The sequence below is a fragment of the Microbacterium sp. Z12_35 genome, assembly GCF_058310475.1.
The window spans coordinates 1,737,785-1,758,277 of the sequence record NZ_JBZEGJ010000001.1; the positions used below are offsets into that span (position 1 = coordinate 1,737,785).

16 protein-coding genes are annotated in these 20,493 nt (G+C 68.9%); 9 read left to right on the plus strand and 7 right to left on the minus strand.

Going from position 1 to position 20,493, the window contains the following annotated elements:
- Positions 1-162 precede the first annotated feature (162 nt).
- The 4 genes from AC4FS1_RS08505 (at position 163) to AC4FS1_RS08520 (ending at position 4,235) form a co-directional block, all read left to right on the plus strand.
- Entirely contained in the window at positions 163-1,485 is a 1,323-nt protein-coding gene (locus tag AC4FS1_RS08505) for a branched-chain amino acid ABC transporter permease (RefSeq protein WP_491154154.1), read from the plus strand.
- An 8-nt stretch (positions 1,486-1,493) separates the two neighbouring features.
- Entirely contained in the window at positions 1,494-2,474 is a 981-nt protein-coding gene (locus AC4FS1_RS08510; RefSeq protein WP_491154155.1) for a branched-chain amino acid ABC transporter permease, read from the plus strand.
- Positions 2,475-2,565: 91 nt separating this feature from the next.
- A complete protein-coding gene (locus AC4FS1_RS08515; RefSeq protein WP_491155685.1) occupies positions 2,566-3,501 on the plus strand; it encodes an ABC transporter ATP-binding protein in 936 nt (311 codons plus the stop codon).
- Positions 3,498-4,235 (plus strand): ABC transporter ATP-binding protein, encoded by a 738-nt coding sequence (locus tag AC4FS1_RS08520; protein ID WP_491154157.1) that lies wholly within the window; start codon positions 3,498-3,500, stop codon positions 4,233-4,235. Before AC4FS1_RS08515 ends, AC4FS1_RS08520 begins: the two co-directional genes overlap by 4 nt.
- A gap of 311 nt (positions 4,236-4,546) precedes the next feature.
- Here the strand turns inward: AC4FS1_RS08520 and AC4FS1_RS08525 are convergent, their stop codons facing one another.
- The 3 genes from AC4FS1_RS08525 to groES all read right to left on the minus strand — a co-directional run bounded on the left by AC4FS1_RS08525 (position 4,547) and on the right by groES (position 7,371).
- Complete coding sequence (locus tag AC4FS1_RS08525; protein ID WP_491154159.1) at positions 4,547-5,827, minus strand: ABC transporter substrate-binding protein; 1,281 nt, start codon at positions 5,825-5,827, stop codon at positions 4,547-4,549.
- A 160-nt stretch (positions 5,828-5,987) separates the two neighbouring features.
- Complete coding sequence (gene rarD, locus AC4FS1_RS08530) at positions 5,988-6,953, minus strand: EamA family transporter RarD (protein ID WP_491154161.1); 966 nt, start codon at positions 6,951-6,953, stop codon at positions 5,988-5,990.
- Positions 6,954-7,074: 121 nt separating this feature from the next.
- On the minus strand, positions 7,075-7,371 hold the full coding sequence (gene groES, locus AC4FS1_RS08535; protein WP_135063578.1) for a co-chaperone GroES: 297 nt from the start codon (positions 7,369-7,371) through the stop codon (positions 7,075-7,077).
- A 335-nt stretch (positions 7,372-7,706) separates the two neighbouring features.
- On the opposite strand from groES, the gene AC4FS1_RS08540 reads away from it, so the two are divergent.
- The 4 genes from AC4FS1_RS08540 to AC4FS1_RS08555 all read left to right on the plus strand — a co-directional run bounded on the left by AC4FS1_RS08540 (position 7,707) and on the right by AC4FS1_RS08555 (position 13,784).
- Positions 7,707-9,710: an Hsp70 family protein gene (locus AC4FS1_RS08540; protein ID WP_491154163.1), complete on the plus strand. Its 2,004-nt coding sequence runs from the start codon at positions 7,707-7,709 to the stop codon at positions 9,708-9,710.
- 18 nt (positions 9,711-9,728) lie between these two features.
- Positions 9,729-12,281, plus strand: a complete 2,553-nt coding sequence (locus tag AC4FS1_RS08545; RefSeq protein WP_491154165.1) for a LuxR C-terminal-related transcriptional regulator — start codon at positions 9,729-9,731, stop codon at positions 12,279-12,281.
- A 128-nt stretch (positions 12,282-12,409) separates the two neighbouring features.
- Entirely contained in the window at positions 12,410-13,150 is a 741-nt protein-coding gene (locus AC4FS1_RS08550) for an IniB N-terminal domain-containing protein (RefSeq protein ID WP_491154167.1), read from the plus strand.
- Between the two features lie 121 nt (positions 13,151-13,271).
- Positions 13,272-13,784, plus strand: a complete 513-nt coding sequence (locus AC4FS1_RS08555) for a hypothetical protein (protein ID WP_491154169.1) — start codon at positions 13,272-13,274, stop codon at positions 13,782-13,784.
- Here AC4FS1_RS08555 and AC4FS1_RS08560 read toward each other — a convergent pair.
- The 4 genes from AC4FS1_RS08560 to AC4FS1_RS08575 all read right to left on the minus strand — a co-directional run bounded on the left by AC4FS1_RS08560 (position 13,719) and on the right by AC4FS1_RS08575 (position 18,976).
- Positions 13,719-15,233 carry a dynamin family protein gene (locus AC4FS1_RS08560; protein ID WP_491154171.1) on the minus strand — a complete coding sequence of 505 codons (1,515 nt, stop codon included), beginning with the start codon at positions 15,231-15,233 and terminating at the stop codon, positions 13,719-13,721. The two genes, AC4FS1_RS08555 and AC4FS1_RS08560, sit on opposite strands and share 66 nt — an antisense overlap.
- Positions 15,233-17,125, minus strand: coding sequence for a dynamin family protein (locus AC4FS1_RS08565; protein WP_491154173.1), 1,893 nt, complete (start codon positions 17,123-17,125; stop codon positions 15,233-15,235). The genes AC4FS1_RS08560 and AC4FS1_RS08565 overlap by 1 nt, the downstream gene beginning before the upstream one ends.
- 92 nt (positions 17,126-17,217) lie before the next feature.
- Positions 17,218-18,057: a hypothetical protein gene (locus AC4FS1_RS08570; RefSeq protein ID WP_491154174.1), complete on the minus strand. Its 840-nt coding sequence runs from the start codon at positions 18,055-18,057 to the stop codon at positions 17,218-17,220.
- An 82-nt stretch (positions 18,058-18,139) separates the two neighbouring features.
- Positions 18,140-18,976, minus strand: coding sequence for a hypothetical protein (locus AC4FS1_RS08575; RefSeq protein WP_491154176.1), 837 nt, complete (start codon positions 18,974-18,976; stop codon positions 18,140-18,142).
- Between the two features lie 193 nt (positions 18,977-19,169).
- On the opposite strand from AC4FS1_RS08575, the gene AC4FS1_RS08580 reads away from it, so the two are divergent.
- Entirely contained in the window at positions 19,170-20,360 is a 1,191-nt protein-coding gene (locus tag AC4FS1_RS08580; protein ID WP_491154178.1) for a class I SAM-dependent methyltransferase, read from the plus strand.
- The last annotated feature ends 133 nt before the right edge of the window (positions 20,361-20,493 follow it).

Sequence of the window (20,493 nt, forward strand, 5' to 3'; positions counted from 1 at the left end):
CGACAAAGGACAGGAACGGCTCAGGTGTCCGAAGTATTCCGATCCGATCACGCACCACTCCCGTCGAGTGGGTGAAACACTGCCGACACATTACGCTCGTAGCGTCGTGCGTCACCGCCGATGCGAGACACCCGACCTCGGCCACCGCCGACTGGAGGATTTGTGAGTCCCACGACCAATGGGCCGCGTCGAAGCCGCGCGAGAACCCTTCCCGCTGTCTTCACGCTCCTGCTCACGCTGCTGGGCGTCTTCGCCGGGGCGGCACCCGCCGTCGCGGCCGAGGACGACCCGTACCGCATCAGCGGAAACGTCCAACTCGACGGCGAGCCGCTGGAGGGAGTCGTCCTCGTGATCGACGGCCCCGGCGGTGAGCAGGAAGCCGAGACGGATGCCGAGGGTCAGTGGCGCGTCGGGGTTCCCGAGCGCGGCGAGGAATACACCGTCGAACTCGACGAGGACACCCTGCCGGAGGGCATCGCGGTCGTGGAGGCCGAGGACGACACCCCCAACGTCAAAGAGGTCGAGGTGGGTGCGGGCGGCCGCGTCACCGTGAACTTCTTCATCGGCGAAGGTGAGCGCAACGTCACCAGCTTCGTCGATCAGCTGGTCCAGCGGGTCGTGCAGGGCCTCAGCTTCGGTCTGATGCTGGCGCTGGCGGCCGTGGGACTCTCCCTGGTCTTCGGCACGACGGGTATCTCCAACTTCGCCCACGGCGAGATGGTCACTTTCGGAGCGGTGGCGGCGCTGTTCCTCGTCGGCCCCGCCACCCTCGCGTTGCCCTGGTGGCTCGGCTTCCCCCTTGCCGTGCTGCTGGGGGCGGCATTGGGGCTCGTGATGGACATGGTGCTGTGGCGCCCGCTCCGGCGGCGCCGGGTCGGCGTCGTGCAACTCATGATCGTGAGCATCGGCCTGTCGCTGACGCTCCGGTACGTCTACCAGTTCTTCATCGGCGGCGGCACGAGCCAGCTTCCGTTCTCCTCCGCACCGAAGATCCCGCTGTTCGGCTCCGTTCAGCTCAGCGTCATCGACCTGGTCTCGATCGGCATCTCCGTCATCGTGATCGTGGTCTTCGCGCTGTGGCTGACCCGGTCGCGCCTGGGCAAGGCGACCCGGGCGATCTCCGACAACCCGTCGCTGGCGGCGGCATCCGGTATCGATGTCGACTTCGTGGTCCGGATCATCTGGGTCGTCTCCGGCGCGATGGCCGCCCTCGCGGGCATCCTCTACGCCTACTACCGCCCGGGCATCAAGTGGGACATGGGCGCGCAGGTGCTCCTGCTCATGTTCGCCGCGGTCACCCTCGGCGGTCTCGGCACCGCCTATGGCGCCCTCATCGGGTCGATCATCGTCGGGCTCCTCGTCGAGGTATCCACCCTCTTCGGGATCCCGTCCGACCTCAAGTACGCCGTTGCTCTGTTCATCCTCATCGTGATCCTGCTGTTCCGACCGCAGGGCATCCTCGGCCGCCGCGAGAGAATAGGTTAGGCGCGCAAATGGAATGGCTTCCCATCCTCTCCAACACGGCTTCGTCGATCCTGAGCCCGGCCACGATCGGCTACGCGCTGGCGGCCCTCGGACTGGCCGTGCACTTCGGCTACGCGGGCCTGATCAACATGGGCATCGCCGGCTTCATGGCCATCGGCGCGTACGGCTACGCGATCTCGATCCTCTCCTTCGGCCTCCCCTGGTGGGCCGGGGCGTTGGTCGGACTGGCCGCCGCCGCCGTGTTCGCCCTCATCCTGGGCATCCCGACCCTGCGGCTGCGCGGCGACTACCTCGCCATCGTGACCATCGCCGCAGCCGAAGTGGTGCGCCTCCTCTTCCTCACCACCGCATTCGACGAGTTCACGGGTTCGGCCGACGGGCTCAGCGGCTACCACGCGAGCTTCCGCGCCTCGAATCCACTCCCCGACGGCACCTACGGCCTCGGCCCGTGGACGTATAACGAGAACGGCTGGTGGGTGCGCATCATGGGCCTGGTCACCCTCGGCATCGCGGTGCTGGTGGTGTGGATGCTGATGCGCAGCCCGTGGGGGCGCGTCCTGAAGGGCATCCGCGAAGACGAGGACGCTGTGCGCTCGCTCGGGAAGAACGTCTTCTCGTACAAGCTGCAGTCGCTCGTGCTCGGCGGCATGCTCGCCGCGGCCGGTGGGATCGTGTACGCCCTGCCCTCCGCGGTCAGCCCCGGCGTGTACGTCACGTCCCTGACGTTCTTCGTGTGGACCGCTCTGCTCCTCGGCGGCGCCGCGACGGTGTTCGGACCGCTCCTGGGTTCCCTCATCTTCTGGGCGCTGCAGACCTTCCTCTCGAACGTGCTGCCCGCGCTCGTGGAGGCCGGCGTCCTCCCCTTCATGTCACAGATTCAGGCGGGTACGCTTCGCTTCATCCTGGTCGGCATCGCGCTGATGCTGCTGGTGATCTTCATGCCGCAGGGCATCCTCGGCAACAAGAAGGAGCTGACCTTTGTCCGGTAACAGCATTCCGAGCGGTGCCGATTCCGAGGGTGTGGACGCGTCGGTCGTCCCCGCGACGACCTCCCCCACGCCCCGCCCGAAAGCCACGGGCCTGCACGTGGGTGAGGCGGCCCCGGGTGTGAAGAAGGTCGACCCGATCATCGTGGCCGACAACATCACCCGCTCGTTCGGCGGCGTGAACGCCGTCGACGTCGAGCACCTCGAGGTCCCCCGCGGCGCGATCACCGCCTTGATCGGACCGAACGGCGCCGGCAAGACGACACTGTTCAACCTCCTCACCGGGTTCGACAAGCCCAACACGGGGTCGTGGACGTTCGACGGCAAGTCGCTCTCCGGCGTTCCGGCCTACAAAGTCGCGCGCTTGGGGCTGGTGCGCACGTTCCAGCTGACGAAGGCCCTCGGCCTGCTCACGGTCATGGAGAACATGAAGCTCGGCGCCACGGGGCAGCGCGGCGAGCGCTTCTTCTCGAGCCTCATCCCCGCTGCCTGGCGCGGGCAGGACGCGGAGATCGAAGAACGCGCCGAGGTCCTGCTGGAGAAGTTCAAGCTGGACACGAAGGCCGACGACTTCGCCGCGTCCCTCTCCGGCGGTCAGCGAAAGCTCCTGGAGATGGCGCGGTCGCTCATGACCCAGCCCACGCTCGTGATGCTGGACGAGCCGATGGCGGGCGTGAACCCGGCCCTGACCCAGTCACTGCTGGACCACATCCTCGACCTCAAGGATCTCGGGATGACGGTGCTGTTCGTCGAGCACGACATGCACATGGTCCGCCACATCGCCGACTGGGTCATCGTCATGGCCGAGGGCCGTATCGTCGCCGAGGGCGATCCGACCTCGGTCATGAAGAACCCGGCCGTCATCGACGCGTACCTCGGCGCGCACCAAGAGCTCGACCTCGGCGTCGTCACCGGGCGCATCCCCGTGGTCGCAGCCGATCCCACGACGGATGCCGCAGCATCCCAGAGCGCCAGCGCCGCCCTCCTCGTAGACCAGGGCGTCGCCGAAGACGAGGAGAACCGCTCATGAGCGCCGTTGCCACCGACACCGCGGTCGTCTTCGTCGACGACGTCCACGCCGGGTACCTGCCCGGTGTGAACATCCTCAACGGCTGCTCCCTCACCGCCCACCAGGGTGAGCTCATCGGCATCATCGGGCCCAACGGCGCCGGCAAGTCGACGCTGCTGAAGGCGATCTTCGGGCAGGTGAACGTGCGCAGCGGCCGCGTGCTCCTGGAAGGTGAAGAGATCACGGGACTCAGGGCCAACAAGCTGGTCGGGCGCGGGGTCGGTTTCATCCCGCAGACCAACAACGTCTTCCCGAGTCTCACGATCGAAGAGAACCTGCAGATGGGGCTCTACCAGAACCCCAAGATCTACAAGGAGCGCCTCGAGTTCGTCACCGGGATCTTCGCCGAACTGGGCAAACGCCTCAAGCAGCGCGCCGGGTCGCTCTCCGGCGGTGAGCGCCAGATGGTCGCCATGAGCCGAGCGCTCATGATGGACCCCAAGGTGCTGCTGCTGGACGAGCCGTCAGCGGGTTTGTCGCCGGTGCGTCAGGATGAGGCGTTCATCCGCGTCTCGGAGATCAACAAGGCCGGCGTGACGTGCATCATGGTCGAGCAGAACGCTCGCCGGTGCTTGCAGATCTGCGACCGCGGCTACGTCCTCGACCAGGGTCGCGACGCCTACACCGGCACCGGGCGCGAGCTGCTGAACGACCCCAAGGTCACCGAGTTGTACCTCGGCACGCTGGGCCAGTAACCCGGATTCTTCGAGGCCAGTAACCCGGGCTCTTCGAGGCCAGTAACCCGGGCTCTTCGAGGCCGGTAACCCGGGTTCTTCGAGGGGGGATGCCCCGCGGCATCCCCCCTCTGCCGTCCCCGCGCCCGCGCGGCGGGGTGCTGGTGCCCCGAGTGCACGGGATGCTGCCGAGCGCACGACCTCATCACGCAAACAACCCGTGCACTCGCGAAGAACTCGTGCACTCGCGAACCGCTCCCCCCGAGCGGCGCGCCCCGGGAACGGGAAAGGCCCCGGTCTTGCGACCGGGGCCTTCCGCGTGAATGCGGTGATCAGCCCTCGTATGCGGCGTAGTTGTTGTCTTCGCCGAACTGGTAGATGCCGATCGACGCCTCGGTCGGGTCGCCGACCTCGTCGAACGTGATCGGACCCGAGATGCCGTCGTAGTCCGCGGTGCCACCGTCCAGGATGATCTGGGCGCAGTCCGCGTACGTCGAGCAGGTCTCACCGTCGCCGGAACCACCGGAGACCTCGACGAGCTTCTCGGCGATGTCGGCGGGGTCGGTCGAACCGGCTGCCAGCGAGGCGAGCGCGAGCAGGACCGTGGCGTCGTAGGACTCGGCCGCGTAGCTGTAGTCCTCCAGAGCCGGGTCACCCTCGGCCTCGACGAAGGCGTCGAGCTCGGAGGTGAAGTCGGCGATCGAGTCGATCGACAGACCGGGCAGCGTGCCCTTGGCGTCCGTGAGGGAGCCGGCCGGGAACGTGTCACCGAAGTTCTTCAGGTTACCGTCGACGAAGTACAGGTCTTCGGCGGGGTACTGACCGAACAGGCTCGGCAGGATCGTGGCAACCTCGTCGAACGTGATCAGGGCGATCGCGTCGGGGTCGGCCGCGAGGACCTCGCTGATCTGCGTGTCGAACGTGGTGTCACCGGTGTTGTAGGTGGTCTCCGCGACGACCTCACCACCGGCGGCCTCGAAGGCCTCCGAGACGTACTTGGCCAGGCCGGTACCGTACGAGTCGTTCAGCACGATCAGGCCGAGGGTCTGGTTGCCGTCCTCGGCGATGAGGTTACCGAGCACCTCGCCCTGCAGCACGTCGGAGGGTGCGGTGCGGAAGTACAGCCCGTTGTCCTCGTAGGTGGTGAAGGCGTCCGACGTGTTGGCCGGCGAGAACTGGATGACGCCCGCGCCGACGACCTGGTCGATGAACTGAAGCGATGTGCCGGACGAGGCAGCACCGATGATCGCGGAGACGTCCTCGCCCAGCAGGCGGGGGATCTCGGTCTCGTATGCTTTGTTGTCGGTGTCGCCGGAGTCACCGAACGCCACCTCGATGGACAGGCCGGTCTCATCGGAGATCTCGTTGATCTGTGAGGCGGCGTAGCCGACGCCGGCCTCTTCCGGCGGGCCGAGGAAGGCCAGGTTTCCGGTCTGAGGAAGCGCGGTGCCGATCTTGAGGTCGAGCTCGCCGCCGACCTCGGACGACGAGTCGCCGCTCTCGGCGGCTTCGCCGCCGCCGCCGGCGCACCCGGCGAGAATGAGCGCGCTGGCACCGACCACGGCGATGCCGCCGATGACCTTACCGGCGCGCGAACGTGTGAAGACGCTCATGTTGCTCCTTGCTGCTGTGTATGAAGGCGGGCCAACTCGGGCGCCACCAGTGAGCTAAACCTAATGCGCGGGGCATCTCGCGAGTATTGCCGTTCGTTAACGATGTGTAACGGGACCCAATCGTTACCTGGCGCGGATGCTGCGGCCCTCGGGCCGCGCGTCAGGCCAGTTCCGCCACATCCGCGGTGGCCCCGCGCCCGCGCCGTGCACCTCGGACCGAGTCCGCGGTGAGCAGGATCAGGGCCACCCAGACGAGCCCGAATCCGATCCAGCGTTCCAGGGGCATCGGCTCGCCCAGCACCCACACCCCGATCGAGAACTGCAGGATGGGCGCCACGAACTGCAGCATCCCCATGACCGTCAGCGGCGTGCGGCGGGCACCGGCGGCGAAGAACAGCAGCGGAGTGGCCGTCACGACGCCCGCGAGGAGCAGAAGGATGGCGTGTCCGGCGCCGGCCGTGAAGAGCGTGAGGCCCGAGGTGGCGCCGACGATGGCGAGCTGGACGAGAGCGACAGGAGTGAGCCAGGCCGATTCGAGCGTCAGTCCGCTGACGGCGTCGACGGCCCTGCCGATGCGCTTCTTCACCAGTCCGTACAGGCCGAAGGAGAACGCGAGCCCGAGCGCGATCCACGGGAAGGCGCCATACCCGACGACGATCACGATCACCGCGACGGCAGCGATCCCCAGCGCGACCCACTGCGTGATGCGAAGGCGCTCGCGGAGGAGGAAAACGCCGAGCATCACGGTCACGAGCGGATTGATGAAGTACCCGAGGCTCGTCTCGATGACGTGGCCGGTGAGGGTGGCGAGCACGTAGATCTGCCAGTTGACGTAGATGAGCGCCCCCGCCAAGGCGGTCCAGCCGAGCAGACGCGGCTGGCGGAGGATTGCCAGGAGCGGGCGCCACGCCCGCGTGACGGCGAGCAGGGCGACGCAGAACACCAGCGACAGCACGATCCGCCATGCGACGAGTTCCCACGGCCCGGTCGGCGCCAGCGAGACGAAGTACAACGGCAGGACCCCCCACATGAGGTACGCCACGAAGGCGTACCCCCCGCCGAGCAACGTTTCGCGGCCCTCGGACCGGCGAGGTGCGGACGGGAGGTGGTCGGTCGTCCGGGTCACTCGATCAAGCCTACGGGCGCCCCGCCCTAGGCGCGCCGCCCTAGGCGCCGGAGGGAACCGCGCGGGGATGCAGAAGGCCCCGGATGCCGCAGCATCCGGGGCCTTCGTCAGAACGTGTGCGTCAGCGGACGACGACTGCGAGCACGTCGCGCGCCGAGAGCACGAGGTACTCGTCGGCCCCGAACTTCACCTCGGTGCCGCCGTACTTGCTGTAGATGACGCGGTCGCCGACGGCGACGTCCAGCGGGACGCGGTTGCCGTTGTCGTCGATGCGGCCCGGCCCGACGGCCACGACCTCGCCCTCCTGGGGCTTCTCCTTGGCAGTGTCAGGGATGACGAGACCACTGGAGGTGGTCTGCTCTGCCTCGACCTGCTGGATGACGATGCGGTCCTCGAGCGGCTTGATGGAAACCGACACGGTCTACCTCTTCTTTCTTGACGCTTCGGTACGGAAGACTCGTTAGCACCCACCCATGGAGAGTGCTAACGCCAGTCTACGGAAAGAGTTGGCACTCATGCAACGCGAGTGCCAATCCCTGCACTCCGGACGTGGGCGCACGAGCACGGCGGGCGTGTTCCGACCTCTCTTCCTATCGGTTGATGCGTGTGTAAGAATCCCGATCACAGGTCGGCACGTAGGGGGCACGGGCCGACGAATTGGGACATCAGTGGGGATGTCGCAAGGCATTCCATACCGATGGTGTGGAGACGAGCGGGTGTGTTTCGGCGCACCTTCGTCCGGGGGAAAACAATATGAATGCTGCGTACTTTCTGGCGATCGACATCGGAACGAGCCGCACTTCGGCGGCTATCGCGAGGTCTGCTCCAGACGGCAGTCTGCTGGCGACACCGGTGCCTCTGGGGCGCAGCGGTGACAATGCACCGACCGTGGCCTTCGCCGCCGACGGCGAACTGCTGTTCGGCGACGCCGCCGAACGGCGCGGTCATACGCAGCCCGACCGCCTGATCCGCGAGTACAAGCGCAGGATCGGCGACGACGTGCCGATCCTCGCGGGCGACCGCGCGTTCGCGCCGGAGGAGCTGTACGCCCTCACGGTGGACTGGGCCGCGCGGGTCGTCGTGGAGCGCGAGGGAGATACGCCGGCCCAGCTGGCGATCACCGTGCCGGCGGCCTGGGGCGACTATCGCAGCGGTCTCGTCCGGGCGGCCCTGGCGGCCCAGGGATGGCGCGATGTCGTCGTGATCTCCGAACCCGAAGCTGCCGCACGGCACTACGAGTCGACCAATCCGCTGGACGCAGGACGGGTGCTCGCCGTGTACGACTTCGGCGGGGGGACGTTCGACGCGGTCGCGCTGAAGAAGGACGCGCACGGCGAGGTTCGCATCGTCGGTGCACCGTCCGGGATCCCCGACCTCGGGGGTGCCGACTTCGATGACGCGGTCGTGCGCCACGTCGTGCGGACCGCACAGGTCGACGCGACGACTCTCTCGGGAACCGCCGCGGGGCGGATGGCCCTGTCGGCGCTCCGCCGCGAGTGCGTCGACGCGAAGGAGTCGCTGTCGTTCGATTCGGAGGCCGTGGTGCCCGTGCTCGTCGGCGGCGACCAGCGCAGCGTGCGCCTGAGCCGCGACGAGTTCGAGCTCATGATCGCCGACGACCTCGAGCGCACGGTCGAGGCGTTCCAGGATGCTCTGGATGCCGCGGACGTCGACCTCGCGGATGTCGACGCGATCCTCCTCACTGGCGGAACCTCACGCATCCCGCGCGTCGCGCAGGTGCTGTCGGAGCGGTTCGACCGTCCGATCGCCCTGGACGCCGACCCGAAGGCGATCATCGCGCTCGGCGCGGCGAGGGCCGCCGCTGACGCCGCCCGAGCTGCCGTCGCGGCGGACGCCGGCGACGACGCGGATGACGCGGATGCGGCGCTCGCGATCTTCGAGACGCCGGCTCCGGCGTCTGCCGCTCCGCGTCGAGCCTGGTTCCGGCGGCTGCCGAGTTCCGCGTACATCACCGTGGGCGCGGCGATCCTCGTCACCGGCATGGGGGTCGCGGCTGCACCGGCGCTCGGCACCGGCGTCGTCACCGCGTCCGAGCGGGCAGGGATGACGACAGCGCCCGTCGCCCTGGACGACGTCGACGACTCAGCCTCGGTCGAAGCGCCCGTCGCGGAGGCGATCGTCGAGCCGGTGGCCGAGGTGCAGACCCCGTCCGCACCGTCCGTCCAGTCCTCCCAGCGCCCGCCCGCGAAGAAGCCGGCGGGCCCGACCCCCGGCACGAAGCGGACTGCGGCGCCGGAGGCTCCACGCACGGCGACCGCACCGAAGTCGACGGCCGCATCGCCGTCGACACCGTCGGGCTCCGGTAATCCCGCATCGACCGGGACGCCGGCGGGACCGTCCACCGGCTCCCCCGCCGCGGACCCGGCAACCACCGGGAGCGGCACGGGCGACGACACCGGAGGCGACGCAGGCACCGGCGGCGGTGACACCGGAGGCGACACGGGCACCGGAGGCGACACAGGCACCGGCGGTGGAGGCGACACCGGCGGAGGCGACTCCGGCACCGGGGGCGACACAGGCACCGGTGGCGACGCAGGCACCGGTGGCGGTGACACCGGAGGCGGTGGCGGCCACGGCGGTGGTGGTGGCGGCCACGACGGCGGCGGCCACGGTGGCGGTGGTGGCGGCGGCCACGGCGGCGGCGGCGATCACGACGGCGGCGGAAACGGTGGCGGCGAGTCGACCCCGCCCGCCGAGGAGCCCGCACCCGCTCCCTCGCCGATCTCGGCTGCCTGAGCCGCACGGGTCCGGACGATGGCGACCACGGCGACCATGCCCATCTCTCCCCTGCTCCACGAGGAGTTCGACGGCGTTCCGATGATCCTGACGCGCCCGGCGCGCATGCACGTGGAGGCGCTCGTCCACGATGAGCGCGCCCCGCGCGTGCTGCTCGTCGGGACGGCGGGTTCGGGGAAGACGCGCCTGATCCGGCGGCTTCTCGCGCAGTTCGCGCAGGACGGGCGTACCGTCGTGCCGGCGCAATCGGCGAGCGCCATCGCGTCCGCGTCTGCCACCGAGGTCGTCGTCGTCGACGATGCTCATCTCCTTCACCCGGACGACCTCGCCGCGGTGGCCGAGCGGCTCCGCATCCCCGGCGCGGGCATCGTCATCGCCATGCGCCCGTGGCCCGCCGGCGACGAGCTGCGTGCGGTCGCCGAGGAGCTGGAGAAGGTGCATCCGGCGATCGTGCTGGGCCATGTGACGCGTGCCGACGTGCTGGACGAATGCGCGGAGAAGGGATGCCGGATCACACCGCGCTGTATCGACAGCATCCTCGACCTCACCGGCCATCTCACGTGGCTCGTCTCGGAGGCGCTCGCGGTGCACAGCGACAACTGCGACGAGGATGCGGCGCACCACAGCGTGCGGGAAGAACTGCGCGACCTCATCGCGCACCGCATCGCCGGATTGGAGGATGACCTCCGGCGGGCGATCGAGACACTGTGCCTCACGCCGCAGAGTCTCCCCTCGGAGGAGGCAGCGCAGTGGTCGCACGCCGGTCACGCGAAAGGGCTGCTGCTGCGCAACGGACAGCCGGCACCGGTGGTCCGTGACACCGTGCGCGCCACGATCTGCATCGACCGGTTGGTCGGGTTGTACGCGGAATCGGGCATGACGGAGACGGATCCCACGCTGCGTGAGCTTCTCGGCGGCCTGCACCATCCGCGCGTCGCCACGGCGCTCCTGATCGACGGCGACGCGGCCCTTCCGCGTGACCCCCGTCGTGCCGACGAGCTGTTCCGGGCCGCCGGCGAGGCCGGCGCCGATCCGCGGACCGTCGCCGTGCGGCGAGCACGGGCGGCGTGGAACGCCGGGGCGATCGACACCGCCGGGACGGTGCTGGACGCCGCGGCGATAGAACCCCCGCACGCGGCCTTCGCCGAGGCGGGCTCGATCGCGGCGGCCGTCTGGGCGGCGCGAGGCGACATGCGGATGGCGTCCACCGTCCTCACGCACACCGCGCTGGGCTCTCCCGATGCGGTGGCCCATGCCACGATCGCGGCGATCGGCGCGGGCGACGTCGAGGAACTCGACCGCCTCGCGGACGTACGCCCCGCGCGGGCGGTCCCGTCGACCCTGATCGTCTCCCAGGACCTCCTCGCGCGAGGTCTCCGCGCGAGCCTCGGTACACAGGCGCGCACGTGTTTGAGCGACCTTGTGCGGGCCACCGAGATGTACACGGCCTCGGCGTGCGATGCCCCCACCCCCGAGCTGCCGGCCGTGATCGCTGCCATCGCCGCGCTCAGCCTCGGAGAGCTCAACGTGGCCCACACCGTGATCGACGCGGCCGTGCAGACCCGCCACGGCGGCACCTGGGCGCGCTCCCGCCTTCTGCTCTGGCAGGCGTGGATCGCCGTCCAGCGCGAGCGGCCGCACGAGGCCGAGATCGCTCTTCAGCACGCTCAGATCGGGCGGAAACTCGCACCGCGCGAGCAGATCCTGGCCGACGCGATCACCATGGCTCTGACCCGACGATACGCGGACTCCTCGGCGCTGGCGCCGGCCTGGCGGCTCGCGCGCGAGAGCATCCTCCGCGCGCGTTTCGACCTCTATTCCCTCCTCCCGCTCACCGAGTTCGCCGTCAGCGCGGCGCGGTTGGGCGACATGGATCGGATCCGCCCCAACCTCGATGAGGCGTATGCCGCCGTCGAGCGCCTGGGGTCGCCGCCCATGTGGTCGAGTCACCTGAACTGGGCGGGGCTGCACTGCAGCATCATTCTGAACCAGCCCGGTGATCTGGCGCCGCACGCGCGGGCGCTCCTCGCCGCGGCACCGCACAATCGGCTGGCGAAGATGATGGCCCGGGCGGGCAAGGTGTGGACCGAAGTGCTGACCGGTCAGGTCGACGTGGACGACATCGAACACGCCGCCCTGGGGCTTGCAGCCGTCGGCCTCGCGTGGGACGGCGCCCGGCTTGCCGGTCACGGGGCCGGACGGACCGAAGACCGCCGCGTCATCGCACGCCTGCTGGCATGCGCACGGCAGCTTCACCCGCGGGAAGAACTCGACCGGACGCCCGACGACGAAGCGAGCGGGACGACGGGGTCCCTCACCCGGGCGATCGAGGTTCTCAGCGCGCGCGAACGCGACGTGGCGGTATTGGTCGTTCAGGGGAAGACCTACGCAGAGATCGGCGAGTCGATCTTCATCTCACCTCGCACGGCTGAGCACCACATCGCCCGCATTCGCCGGCGCCTGGGCGCGACGTCGCGATCCGATCTCATCGCGAAACTACGTCTCGTTCTCGAAGACGCCGCCGAGCCCGGCGACCTCCGCCGATCCGCCCGCACGGCGGAGTTCGCCTGAGCACCAGGGGACCCCCCGCGTGCCCCCACCCACCCCCTAGTGCACCCCCTCCGGCATGGGGGTAGCCCCCGACGCGGGGCGGGAGCGGAAGCAATAGCGTCGAGTCATCATCACCCTAAGGAGCCGAAATGAGCGTCACACTGGCCACGATCGCCGACGCGCTGATCGAGTTCATCCTCAGCCTCCTCCGTGATCCCGAAGCGGCCGCGGAGTTCGACCAGGACCCGCAGGCGGCATTGTCCTCGCGGGGGCTGAGCAATGCCACAGCCGCGGATGTGTGCGCCGTCGCGCCGGTGATCGCGGAAAGGGCACAGATCGTCCCGGCCGCCGTGGCCCCCGACCCACGGCCGGCGCCGCCAGAGGTCAGTCCCACCGTGCGGGAGATCAACGCGATCACGAACAGCTTCTCGTACGTCGATGACCGCGACACCGTTCTCGACCAGTCGGTGAATCAGAACATCTGGGCGGACGGCGACGTCACCCAGGTGTTCGACCAGGACGCCGTCGTGGCCTCGGGCGATGACGCCATGGCCGCCGGCGACGACGCCACGGTCGAGACCGACATCGACAATTCCACGGACATCGACGCCGGGGACGACGTGGCGATCGACGGAAGCGACATCACAGAGAACACCGCTACCGACTCGGGCAACACCACGACCGACACCACGACGACGACGGATGCGTCGACGACGACGACCGTGACGGACTCGATGAACGAGACCACGGGCACCGCCACGGCCGACGACTCCTTCAACGACAGTGCGTCCACCTATACCGAGACCACCGTCGACAGCGACACGTCCGCGGTGTTCGACTCTTCCGACTCGGCCGTGATCGAGGAGATCCCGTCCGATGACAACTTCTGATCTCGAGCGGAGGCGCGACCCCGACAATGGCGTCGCGGGTCGCGGCCTCCCCTCGAACACGACCGGGGAAGGACGTGCAGCCCCTGCGCGTCCTTCCCTCTCAGACAAAGAGGCCGCGCCGGTGCTGGTGAAACTGCCCGCACCGGCGTCGGTGCGTCTCAGCCAGCTGTCATGGGTGCTCTCGCTCGCGGTGAGCGCGGTTGCCGTGGTCTACCTCTTCATCATTCGAGAGCCGCAGCTGCCGGAGATCGTCGGTGTCATCAAAGGCGTCGACGAGAGCCGCGCTGACGCGACCTACGACACCGCAGCCGACATCGTGTTCTGGTCGGTGTTCGGGGTGCTCGTCGCCCTCTGGCTCGTCCAGGTCACCCTGCTGGTCTCCTTTTCGAACCGCCGACCCCACATCCGCTGGGGGCTTTTGGGCACGACGCTCCTCCAGGGCGGCGTCTTCCTGGTCTGCCGCGAACTCGTGGCGGTGGGAGAACGCGGCATCCCGCTCGAGCGCGTGCTGTTGCTGGCTCTGGCCTTGGCCGTGGTGGGGTTGCTCTTCGCGACCTTCCCGCGCGCCCTACGCTGGACCGCGCGCAAACACGACGTCGTCCGCGGCGCCGGCGCTGCGGGCGGCGACCTCTGACGCGATTCCCTCGATGCTGCGCACGACCATGCGGCAGAGGTGCGCGGTGTAGCGGTCGTTGATCGGCGACTCTCCCAGCGCGCGCCAGCGGCTGAGCAGTGCTCCGATGCGGGCCGTGCGCTCCTCGGGTCTCGCCGTCTCGGGCAGACCCAGCCGCGCGGATGCCGAGATGCCCAGGCCGCCGAGGACCCGCTCCCCCTCGGCGACGTCGGCCGGCGAGAGAGCAACGGAAGAGGTGCGCAGGTCAGCGAGAAGGGTGAGCTCGCGCAGCTCGTGGCTGCGCGACACGATCCGCTCGATGCCACCGAGCACGGCGTCCGCTCCCGGGCGCGGCCGTTCCCGGACGACCTGTTCCACACCCTGCAAGACCCCGCGCGCCTTCAGCGCGACAGCCCGGGCACGGAAGTGGTCGACAACGAACTGCTGCAGCGTCACCATGCCGCTTTGCTGCACGAGCCGCTCGGCGAGGGCGGACGAGGACGTCGCCCCGCCGCGAATGAGGGCAGCCGCCAATCGGACGCCGAAGATGCCGAAGCGTTGCAGCAGGTTCTCCCGCACGGGGATGCTGAGCGAGGTCGCCGTCGTCGGACGCACGAACCGGTCGGCCGACAGCAGCAGGCGCTCCCGCACGTCGCGGTCCAGTCGCGCGAGCTCCCGCAACGCGATGAACTCGCTCTCGCGAAGGGTGCGCGCGCCCTCCGCGAGCAGGCCGGCGATCGGGATGACCCCGAGGGCGAGCGCTCTCAGCTCGCCGTCGCGGCGATAGCGGTCGGCGATCGCCGCGGCGGAGAGCAGGGAGTCGATGCGACCCGAGCCGATCTCGTCTGCGCGGGACAGCACCGCCACGGCGTTGACGGTGGAGGACGGCCCGGCGACGGTGTCGTGGAAGGCGCGCAGGAACGAGACGTCGGAGGAGTGCACGTGCCGCAGGAGATACACGATCGCGTCGGCGGCGGAGGGGGAGTTCTCCGGCACGAGGAACTTCATCGACCGCGCCGAGTTCGTCCGCGTCACCGACGCGATTCCGGGCGTATCGATGAGGATCGTCGACCGCAGGCTCTCCGACGGCCAGCCCACGTCGATCCACGCGACGTCCTCGACGGGATGGCCTTGCAAGTCGAGATCGAGCCGCCCCTCCACACGGCGGACAGGCAGGCGCACCGCCGTTCCGTCGACGAGGTGCATCGTGATCGCCGCCGTCGGCGCATAGCGGTACCACGTGATCGCCCGCGTACATTCACCGGCATCGGTGGGGGCGATCCGCTCGCCGATCAGGGCGTTCAGGAGCGTGGACTTCCCGGCCTTGACGATACCCGCGACCGCGACGCGCAGCGGTTCGCGCAGCCGGCGGGCGTAACCGTCGAGAAGCTCCACCGTCTCGGGCTCATCCTCGTACAGGATGCGGGTGGCATCGATGACGTCGGCGACGTCGCTCAGCGAGGTCCGCATCAGTTCGCCCGCCGCGCGGCCGCAGCCTCGATCGCGGGGATCTGCTGGCGGAGGTTCTCGATCTGACGCAGCCGCGTCTCGAGCTCTTTCACCCGCCCGTCGCGATCGGCGGTGTAGGTCGCAGCGGCCTGCTTGGCGGCGAGCACGGACTCCGACAGCGACCGGTGGAGCTCGTCGGCGATCGTTCCGAAATGATCGCGGGAGGCACGTTGAACGAGGCGCAGACGATCTTTCAGCTGCTTGCCCACCTGGAACACGACGTCTTCGATATGCCGGCGCAAGAGGTTCTTCGCCTCCATCTGCCGTCGCGTCAGCCGGCCGGTCATGTCTTCACGGAAGGCCCGGCGGCCGACGAGCACGCCCGCCAGCAGAGACAGGGGATTGATCAGCGAGAGGCCGACAAGGCTCGTCGCGAGCCCCACCATCAGCACACCCCCGTACGAGCCGCGCACCCCGATGTAGATCTTCTCCGTGGCACTCATGCGCCCCTCGTCGAGCACTTGCAGCTGCTCAACCGGGTCGAGCACGCCCGTGACATCGCCGACGTCGATGAGGGGGATGCCCGACTCCCCTGCGATGAACTCCTCGGCGACCCGCTCCGACAACCACTGCGAGCGCTCGTTGGTCCAGACGAACGTCTCCGACACGGCGGCGGAGACGCGCTGGTCCAGCCACTCCGCGATCTGATCCCAGATCGGCCCGGGGTCGCCCTCGTCGATGGCCGTCTCTCCGTCGCGCTGCACCTTGCGCAGGCGGTCGCGCAGATCGTGCTCGGTGTCGGCGATCAGGTCGGCGATGCCGTCACTGAGCGTGACTTGCCAGCGGGCCGAGCGGCCGCGGAATTCGTCGGCACGCGCCTTCGCGTCCTCGAGCTCGGCGATCATGCGCGGCGTGTCTTCGGGATGCACCAGGGCGTTGAGCTCCGAGCGGACCGACATCCCCAGCTGGTCGACAACGGTCGTGAGGTCGTGCACGGCGGCGCGCCGGTGCAGCAGCTCGGCGCGTCCCAGCACGTCGCGGCGCAGATGCGCGACGAGTGCGGGGAACCCGGACTCGTCGTTGAGTTCGCGATCCTGGTGCTCTGCGGCCAGAAGGCGCAGGTCACTGGAGACGGCGAAGATCGGCACGTCGCCGAGGTCATCCAGACGGGTGCGATCGATCGAGTGGATGTCACGCCACTGCGGGTAGATGTCTGTCTTGCTCAGGACCGCGGCGACATTGGGGGAGATGCGCATCGCGTGCTGGAGGAACGTCATCTCCGGCTCGGTGTACTCCTGTGAGGCGTCGGAAACGAGGATGACCGCGTGCGCCGTCGACAGTGCCGCAAGAGTGGCCAACGCCCGCGTGGACTCCAGGCCCCCAACACCTGGTGAGTCGACGAGGCGAAGGCCACCCTTGAGGATTTCCCGGGGCAGGAGCACTTCGGCGCCCACGATCGCCCGCCCCGGAGGCATCTGCGCACGGTCAGACACATACGAAGCCAGATCGTCGAAGGAGATCTGCAGCCGCTCGACCGTTTCGTCGCCGCCCCCTTCGGGCCGCAGGAAGACGGCAGCGGAGGGCTCTTCGGCGTACCCGACCGACGTCGGCACCGCGGTGGCGACGTCGTCGTCGACGGCGCATGCGGGCGCGTTGATGAGCGCGTTGACGAGCTTGCTCTTGCCCTGTTTGAACTGTCCGACGACGATCACCCGCACATGCGGATCGAGGAGGCGCGTGCGGGTGTCGTCGAGTCGTTTGGCCAGATCCGTTCGCCCGACCGCGCCGGAGAACGAGCGCGTCTGCTCCACCAGCCGGACGAGCTCTCCTGGCGGCACAGGCACCGGTGTCGGCTCCGGAGCTCGAGGGCCCGCGGCCGTGGCGACGGCGCCTGCCGATTCGGGTGCGGTCACGGTGTTCTCCTCAGGTGGACGGGCGGGGACAGCAGAGGGCGATGACCCCGGGTCGGGTCATGACCCGGGGTCATCGCCACATCAGGCAGTCGTCACAGATCGACGTCCACGTCGGGATCGTCGTCCGCGATTCCGGACATGCCGCTGTCCCAGATGACGTTCGCGTCGACGTCCCAGGTGTTCGTCGACGTGGTCGTGAACTCGTCGTTGAACGAGTTCTCGACGTCCAGCGTGGCGGAGTAGGTGTTGTCCACGTTGTCGAGGTCCCAGTCCTGCGAGTTGTCGGTCACCGTGGTGTTGACCGTGGTGGTGTTGCCCGAGTTGTAGGCGAAGTTCACGTCCTTCGAGCTGCCGTCCATGAGGATGTCGCCTCCGGCATCGATGGTCGTGGCGTCGTTGACGTTGTAGGTGACGTTCACGTCGTCACCCGCCACGTAGGCGCCGTCACCGCTGTTGACCACCGCATCCGGAGCGACCCACTGGTCGAGCCCCCCGCCGGCGGCGACGTTGGCGTTGATCGACTGGTCGACGATCGTCGACCGGTTGTCGATCATCATGTCGCCACCGCCGCCGGCGGCCCCCAGCACGTTGCCGAAGCCCGTGTCGTACGAGCGCAGGCCGGCATTGACCGAGTTGTCGTTCGTGGAGTTGTCGGAGTTGTCCGTGTCCGAGTCGTCGGTTACCGTCACGGTGTCGTTGTAGGACCCCTCGTTACCGGAGTGGTCGGTGTCGGTCTCGGTGTTGTGCGAGTCCGCGTGGAACGAGTCGGTCGCCGTCGCGTCGGTGTTGCCCGAGCCGTTCGTCGAGGCGTCGACATTGCCGACGTTGCTCACATCGGCGGCGAGGTTCGCTGTGTTGGCGGTCGTCGTGTTGAACGACCCGCGCGTTTCCGCGGTGACGTCGATGTCGGCGGTGTAGTCGTCGAATGCCATGTCCTTGCTCTCTTTCTCGAAAGGCGCGAGCGCCGGGATGCTGGTATGCCGGCCGCCGGTTGGCGGCGGCCGGCAGCGGGTCTCACATGCCGAGGTCGGTGCCGTCCGCGATGCCGGAGCCGACGCTGTCGACGATCGCGTTGACGTCCACGTCGACGTTCGTGGTGGAGTCGAAGACCCCCGAGTCGTTGTACGAGCCGCTGACGGTGCTCGACCAGTCGTAGGCGTTGTTCGAGTCGTCGATGTCCCAGTCCTGCGAGGTGTCGGTCCAGTTCGAGGTGAACGAGTAGTCGTTTCCCGAATTGATCGAGGTGTTGACCGTCTTCGTGCTGTCCATCAGGATGTCGCCGTCGGCACTGATGGAGGTGGACTCGTCGATGTTGTAGGTGACGCTCACGTCGTCGCCGGCCACGAACGCCCCGTCGCCGGAGTTGACGACCGCGTCACTGGATACCGAGGAGAAGACCGGGCCGTCCGCGGCGACGTTGCCGTTGACCGACTGGTCGACGATGGTCGAGCGGCTGTCGATCATCATGTCGCCGCCGCCTCCGGCGGCTGCCGCGGCACCGCCCACGTCGCCGAAGCCCGTGTTGTAGCTGCGGAGACCGGCGTTGATCGAGTTGTCGTTCGTGGAGTTGTCGGAGTTGTCGGTGGTCGAGCTGTCGGTGAAGCTCCACGAGTCGTTGTACGAGTCGGTGTTGCCCGAGTTGTCGGTGTCGGTGTCGGTGTTGTGCGACCCCCAGTGGAACGAGTCCGTCGCCGTGGCGGTGGCGTTGTTGCTGTCGTTCACCGACTCGTCGGTGTTGCCCGCGTCTGTGACGGCAACGTCGACATCCAGCGTGTTCGTCTCGTCGTCGTTGAACGAGTCCGCAACCGTCGTGCTGAGCGCGGCGTTGAGGGTGTAGTCGTCGAAGGCCATGATCCCTGTCCATTCCCGGGGCTCTGCACCCCGCGTGAGTTCGTGGCCTCACAGTACGAACGCACGGCACTCGGCCACATCGGGGATGCCTCCGGGGATTCGGGGTCGTTGGGAGGGGGTCCACTCCCCCCAACCCCCTATCGGCAGGGGGTACCGACTCGGACGCGTACGGGGCCGCGCCTAGGGTGGAGGGGTGGATATGGCGGAGTTGACGGCGCTGCTCACTCCCGAAGGCCTCCGGCTTCTGGATGAGGCGGGCGAGATCTCGTCGACAACCGACGTCACGCGGGCGGTCTCGCAACTGCGCTCCGCCGGGCACTCCCCCGACCTGGTCTCAGCCGTCGTCGGCCAGGCGCGCCTTCGTGCGCGCGCCCGGACGAAGTTCGGACCGTTCGCCGAACGCATGCTGTTCACTCGTGCCGGACTCGAACAGGCCACCCGCCTCTCGGTCGCCGCGCGCCACGCCGGGCGGTTCCGGGCGGCCGGGATCTCCCGCGTCGCGGACCTCGGCTGCGGCATCGGGGGCGACGCCCTGGGCTTCGCCGCGCTCGGCCTCGGGGTGCTCGCCGTCGACGCCGACGAGGTCACCGCAGCAGTCGCCGCCTACAACCTGGCCCCCTTCGGCGATGCCGTCGAGGTCCGCCACGGTACGGCCGAAGCATCCGACCTGTCCGACGTCGACGGCGTGTGGCTCGACCCGGCGCGCCGGACGGCCGGGCACACCGAGACCGTGCGCGTTCGCGCCGCGGACTACTCGCCGCCTCTGGAGTGGGCCTTCGACCTGCTGGACCGGAGGCCCGGCGGGATGAAGCTCGGCCCGGCGTTCGATCGCGACGCGATCCCCGCCGATGCCGAGGCCCAGTGGGTCAGCGCCGACGGCTCGACCGTCGAACTCGTCGTATGGACGCGTGCGCTCGCCCGCGACGGCGTACGTCGGGCGGCCCTCGTCACGCGCGGCGACGACGCGTGGGAACTCACCGCGGGCGGGGATGCCGAGGACGAACCGGTGCGGGAACTCGGGGCGTTCGTGCATGAACCCGACGGCGCGGTCATCCGTGCGCGGCTGATCGGCGAGGTCGCTCGCGCGCTCCAGGCGGGGATGCTCGCCCCCGGCATGGCGTACCTCACGTCGGACGCGGCGCTCACGAGTCCCTTCGTCTCCTCGTTCCGCGTGCGCGAAGAGGTGCCGTTCGAGACCCGCGCGCTGGGCCGTGCCCTCCGCGAGCGCGGAATCGGCACTCTGGAGATCAAGAAGCGCGGCGTCGATGTCGACCCTGCGGCCCTGCGCACCAAGCTCGGCCTCCGCGGTGACGACTCGGCGACGCTGATCCTCACGCGCGTCGGCAAGCGCCGCCTCGCGGTGCTGGCCGACCGCATCCCCTGACCCGCCAACTCGACCTTCTGCGGGCGGGGCGTCGCTGGGGCGCGGGGCCCCTCAGCGGCGAGCCCCTATGGTTTCGCCGAAACCACACGCTCTGGGTGACCACAACGTGCGGTCTCGCCCAGGACATATGGAG

Coding starts and splice junctions, on each gene's coding strand:
- AC4FS1_RS08540 (WP_491154163.1), top strand. CDS start 7,707: ATGAATGCTGCGTACTTTCTGGCGATCGACATCGGAACGAGCCGCACT.
- AC4FS1_RS08545 (WP_491154165.1), top strand. CDS start 9,729: ATGGCGACCACGGCGACCATGCCCATCTCTCCCCTGCTCCACGAGGAG.
- AC4FS1_RS08550 (WP_491154167.1), top strand. CDS start 12,410: ATGAGCGTCACACTGGCCACGATCGCCGACGCGCTGATCGAGTTCATC.
- AC4FS1_RS08570 (WP_491154174.1), bottom strand. CDS start 18,057: ATGGCATTCGACGACTACACCGCCGACATCGACGTCACCGCGGAAACG.
- AC4FS1_RS08510 (WP_491154155.1), top strand. CDS start 1,494: ATGGAATGGCTTCCCATCCTCTCCAACACGGCTTCGTCGATCCTGAGC.
- AC4FS1_RS08525 (WP_491154159.1), bottom strand. CDS start 5,827: ATGAGCGTCTTCACACGTTCGCGCGCCGGTAAGGTCATCGGCGGCATC.
- AC4FS1_RS08520 (WP_491154157.1), top strand. CDS start 3,498: ATGAGCGCCGTTGCCACCGACACCGCGGTCGTCTTCGTCGACGACGTC.
- AC4FS1_RS08575 (WP_491154176.1), bottom strand. CDS start 18,976: ATGGCCTTCGACGACTACACCCTCAACGCCGCGCTCAGCACGACGGTT.
- AC4FS1_RS08560 (WP_491154171.1), bottom strand. CDS start 15,233: ATGCGGACCTCGCTGAGCGACGTCGCCGACGTCATCGATGCCACCCGC.